We start from the raw sequence: 3,838 nt of genomic DNA, 5'->3' as shown, positions 1-3,838 counted from the left end.
TATGCGCTATTAGCTCAGTTGGTAGAGCACCTGACTCTTAATCAGGGTGTCCCCGGTTCGAACCCGTGATGGCGCACCAAAAGTCTTAGTTTATCAAATGATAAATTAAGACTTTTTTGTTTGTAAAAATAATTATAATACTAATATAAAATGAATTTTAAAATCACATATTGGACAATACTAATTTGCAACTAAAATCAAAAATTATATTTTTAAATATATAGTATGTATAATTTAATTTTTAACTTCAAAATATATTAACATAATAAATTGAAATTATGCTTGAAATTGTGGATAAATTAAATATTGATGTGGAAAATTAATTTTATATTTATATAGTGTAATATTGGATACATTTATTGGACTTGGACACTTTAAAATTAGAGTATAAATTATAATGAATAAAAATTTTAGATGAAATATAAATAAGATATACTTATAAAATAGAATTAAATACATATTATTATGTATAAAAAAAAGAAATTAGAGAAAAATAAAATTATTTTAAAAAAATATGTTGACATATGTAGAATATATCTATATAATAAATAATTGTTGAGAGACAAATAAAAAAAATAATGAATATCTGGTGATGATGGCGTAGAGGAAACACTCCTTCCCATTCCGAACAGGAAAGTTAAGCTCTACAGCGTCGATGGTACTGCACGGGGGACTGTGTGGAAGAGTAGAACGTTGCCAGGTAATATGGTTTACTAGCTCAGTCGGTAGAGCACTTGACTTTTAATCAAGGTGTCCGGGGTTCGATTCCCCGGTAAGCCACCAAAAATCACTTCTATCATAGAAGTGATTTTTTAATAGGAAACTTGCTTAGCATAATAATATATATATAAAAAGGAAAAGGTATTTATACCTTTTCCTTTTTTAATATACTTAATAAATCTTTCTTAATGAATATAATAAATTTTTTTACAGAATTCCAATCGTCTTTTAAAGATGTTTCTTCTGTTTCAGAAAAGAAACCATTTTTATAACAAGACATAATAAAAAATAGCAAACCTAAGTTTATATATATATCTTTGAAATCAGCTATAAATAAATCACTTATTCCTATGAAATCCAAGCTACCACCATAAAACACTTTATCTATAAGAGAACATAAAGCTCCAGCAAAGATAAAGATGAAGCACATATCTATCCAAAAGTTTTTATGACCTTTATATTTTACGTATCTATACAACTCAATAAATAGAAATAAAGCTATTCCATTAATTAAAATTAATAATGAAAAACCAATATTAAAATTAAATCGAGCATTTAGCCATGAGCCTTGAGTATTTATTATAGGATTAAATGAAAGAAAGTCTGGAATTATTTCGAAATAATAATGAAAGAAATTAGTCTTAATAATCACTTTAAGTCCTTGATCTAATAGCATTAGAATTAGGAAGGTAATAATTAATGCTCTATTATTTAAGCCGTTTAAATTTTTGGTGCTACATTTATAGATAATAGCTCCAACTAATGCAAATACTAAAAGCAAAGAAAGATTCAGTATAAGAGTATAAAAATCTTTAACTCTACCACTAATTATTTCAAACAAGAAATATACTAGCCACATAATCGGTAATATTCCAATTGTAATTATTTTATCTTTATTAAGTGAATTTTTCATGAGCTCCTCCTTAAGTTAAATTAAGTATATTTTGATTTTATCATAATAGATATTATAATTCATCATATTAGCAATTATTTGAAAAAAGTTGGTATAATAATAGATGTAAGAGAATTTAGTTTAATTGAGAGAAATAGGAGGGTATTAAATATGCTAACAATTTTTGCGGTATCAGATTCAATAGGAGAAACAGCCGAACAGGTAGCAGAAGCTGCAGCAAGTCAGTTTTCAGAAAATGTTGAAGTACGAAGAATTCCTTATGTTAAGAGTTTAGAGGATGTACAAGAACTTATTAATGATATTAAATCTTGTGAAAATGCTATGATTGTATCAACTATTATTACTGTAAATGTAAGGGAATACCTAACACAAAAATGTATAGAAAGTAATGTATCTATCGTAAATGTATTAGGTCCTATAATTAATGTTGCATCATCAATTTTAAATGAACAACCACAATATAATCCAGGAGCTATGTGGAAAACAGATGAAGCATACTTTAAAAGAATTGAGGCAATGGAATTTGCTATGCAATATGATGATAGTAAAGATTATAGAGGATTAAAAAATGCTGATGTTGTTTTAGTTGGATTATCTAGAACTTCTAAAACACCATTATGTATGTATTTAGCTAATAAAGGAATTAAGGCTATTAATATTCCTTTGGTTCCAGAAGTAGAAGTGCCAAAGGAATTATTCGAAATAGATAAACATAAAATATTTGGATTAACAATAAATCCATTACAATTAATAGAAATTAGAAAACGAAGATTAGATAAGTTTCATAGAATACCGTCTAATATTGAATATGCAGGTGATGCTAGAATATTAGAGGAATTTGATTTCTCAGATAAAATTATTAGAAAATTGGGATGCAAGACTATAGATGTTACTCAAAGAGCTATAGAAGATACTGCACTTATAATTATTAAAGCTTTAGGTTGTGAGAAATAATTAGGAGGATAGTATGAAGGTAGGGTTGGTTTTAGCTGGAGGTGGTTCAAGAGGAGCTTATCAAATAGGTGTTTGGAAAGCTTTATCTGAATTAAACATAGATAAATATATAGAAGTTGTTTCTGGAACCTCTATAGGAGCATTAAATGCTATGTTATTTTTACAGGGAAACTTTAATTTGGCTGAAGAAATTTGGTGTAGCTTAACAAAAGAAGAGATTCTACCATTAGAAGAAAAAGATTTAATTGTAAAAGGGATATTATTTTTTTTAGGTGCTAAAAATATGTCATTTATAAAAAAATATATACCTACAGTTGTTAAAGGGGGAACCTTATCAAGAGAGGTATTGAATGACATATTAAAAAAAGTTGATTTTAAAAAGATTAAAAATTCTAAGATAAAGGGATTTGCAACATGTACTAGTATTCCGGAAATAAAAGCACAATACTTCAATATTAATGAATATTCAGAAGAGATTATAAAGCAGATATTATATGCAACATCAGCAGTTCCGTTAATATATGATTCTCCTATAATAGATAATATTAGTTATCTAGATGGTGGAATTGTTGATAATGTGCCAATACAACCTGTATATGGAGAGCATTGTGATATTATAATAGTAGTTCAATTATCAGCGGATAGTCATATAAATACAGAGATGTATCCTAATACTAATATAATACAGATCAACTCAGAGGAAGGCGAAGGTGCTGATTTAAAAGGAATGATGGATTTTAATACAGATGTAATTAGAAAAAGAATATCTAAAGGATATAAGGATACAATATATAAAATTAAGCCTATAATGGATTTAACACGTAATATAGATAAGGATAAGGCAATATCAAAACTGAGTTTGTTGGATTCAATAAAAACAATATTTAATAGATAGAAGTATAAATATTGTTTCTACTTTCAAAGCAAGTTAAGTGAGTAAATGCTATCTTTTAGATACTAAACCTACTAGGAAATATAAAGTCTAAATAAAGCAATTAACTCACTTAATTTGAAATTATATTATTATTTAATAAAAATACAAAAAGTTATTGACATAAGTAATATATAGTGATAATATAAAACTCGTTACTGATGACAAAATACTACAAAAACTTATAAAAATAAGTTGTTGACAAGTAATTGTTGAAGTGATATGATATTCATTGTCGCTTACGAAATACGACAAAAACTTTTAAAAAAAGTTGTTGACAGATGTCGTAAGAGATGATAAGATAAGGAAGTCGCTTCGGT

Annotated in this window: 3 protein-coding genes, 2 tRNA genes and 1 rRNA gene; 5 read left to right on the top strand and 1 reads right to left on the bottom strand. The window is 26.8% G+C overall.

Annotated features, from left to right (window positions below; genetic code table 11):
* The first annotated feature begins 3 nt into the window (after window positions 1-3).
* The 3 genes from TY07_RS16895 to TY07_RS16885 all read left to right on the top strand — a co-directional run bounded on the left by TY07_RS16895 (window position 4) and on the right by TY07_RS16885 (window position 783).
* Window positions 4-79: transfer RNA gene (locus TY07_RS16895), tRNA-Lys, on the top strand.
* A 506-nt stretch (window positions 80-585) separates the two neighbouring features.
* A 5S ribosomal RNA gene (gene rrf, locus TY07_RS16890) occupies window positions 586-702 on the top strand.
* A gap of 5 nt (window positions 703-707) precedes the next feature.
* Window positions 708-783, top strand: a tRNA-Lys gene (locus TY07_RS16885).
* A gap of 82 nt (window positions 784-865) precedes the next feature.
* On the opposite strand, the gene TY07_RS16880 is transcribed toward TY07_RS16885, so the two are convergent.
* On the bottom strand, window positions 866-1,633 hold the full coding sequence (locus TY07_RS16880; RefSeq protein WP_042403014.1) for a signal peptidase II: 768 nt from the start codon (window positions 1,631-1,633) through the stop codon (window positions 866-868).
* Between the two features lie 150 nt (window positions 1,634-1,783).
* On the opposite strand from TY07_RS16880, the gene TY07_RS16875 reads away from it, so the two are divergent.
* Together TY07_RS16875 and TY07_RS16870 are read left to right on the top strand one after the other, a co-directional pair.
* The gene (locus TY07_RS16875) at window positions 1,784-2,587 is read left to right on the top strand and encodes a pyruvate, water dikinase regulatory protein (RefSeq protein WP_042403012.1); all 804 of its coding nucleotides are present in this window, start codon (window positions 1,784-1,786) and stop codon (window positions 2,585-2,587) included.
* A 13-nt stretch (window positions 2,588-2,600) separates the two neighbouring features.
* Window positions 2,601-3,482, top strand: a complete 882-nt coding sequence (locus TY07_RS16870; RefSeq protein ID WP_042403010.1) for a patatin-like phospholipase family protein — start codon at window positions 2,601-2,603, stop codon at window positions 3,480-3,482.
* The last annotated feature ends 356 nt before the right edge of the window (window positions 3,483-3,838 follow it).

The sequence above is a fragment of the Clostridium saudiense genome (assembly GCF_000577815.1).
GTDB classification, from domain to species: domain Bacteria; phylum Bacillota; class Clostridia; order Clostridiales; family Clostridiaceae; genus Clostridium; species Clostridium saudiense.
The sequence above is the reverse complement of the archived record's forward strand: the minus strand, read 5'-3'. Positions and strand labels throughout refer to the sequence as shown.

Excerpts from the sequence above, each read along its gene's own strand:
- TY07_RS16875 (WP_042403012.1), top strand. The coding sequence starts at position 1,784 with ATGCTAACAATTTTTGCGGTATCAGATTCAATAGGAGAAACAGCCGAA.
- TY07_RS16870 (WP_042403010.1), top strand. The coding sequence starts at position 2,601 with ATGAAGGTAGGGTTGGTTTTAGCTGGAGGTGGTTCAAGAGGAGCTTAT.
- TY07_RS16880 (WP_042403014.1), bottom strand. The coding sequence starts at position 1,633 with ATGAAAAATTCACTTAATAAAGATAAAATAATTACAATTGGAATATTA.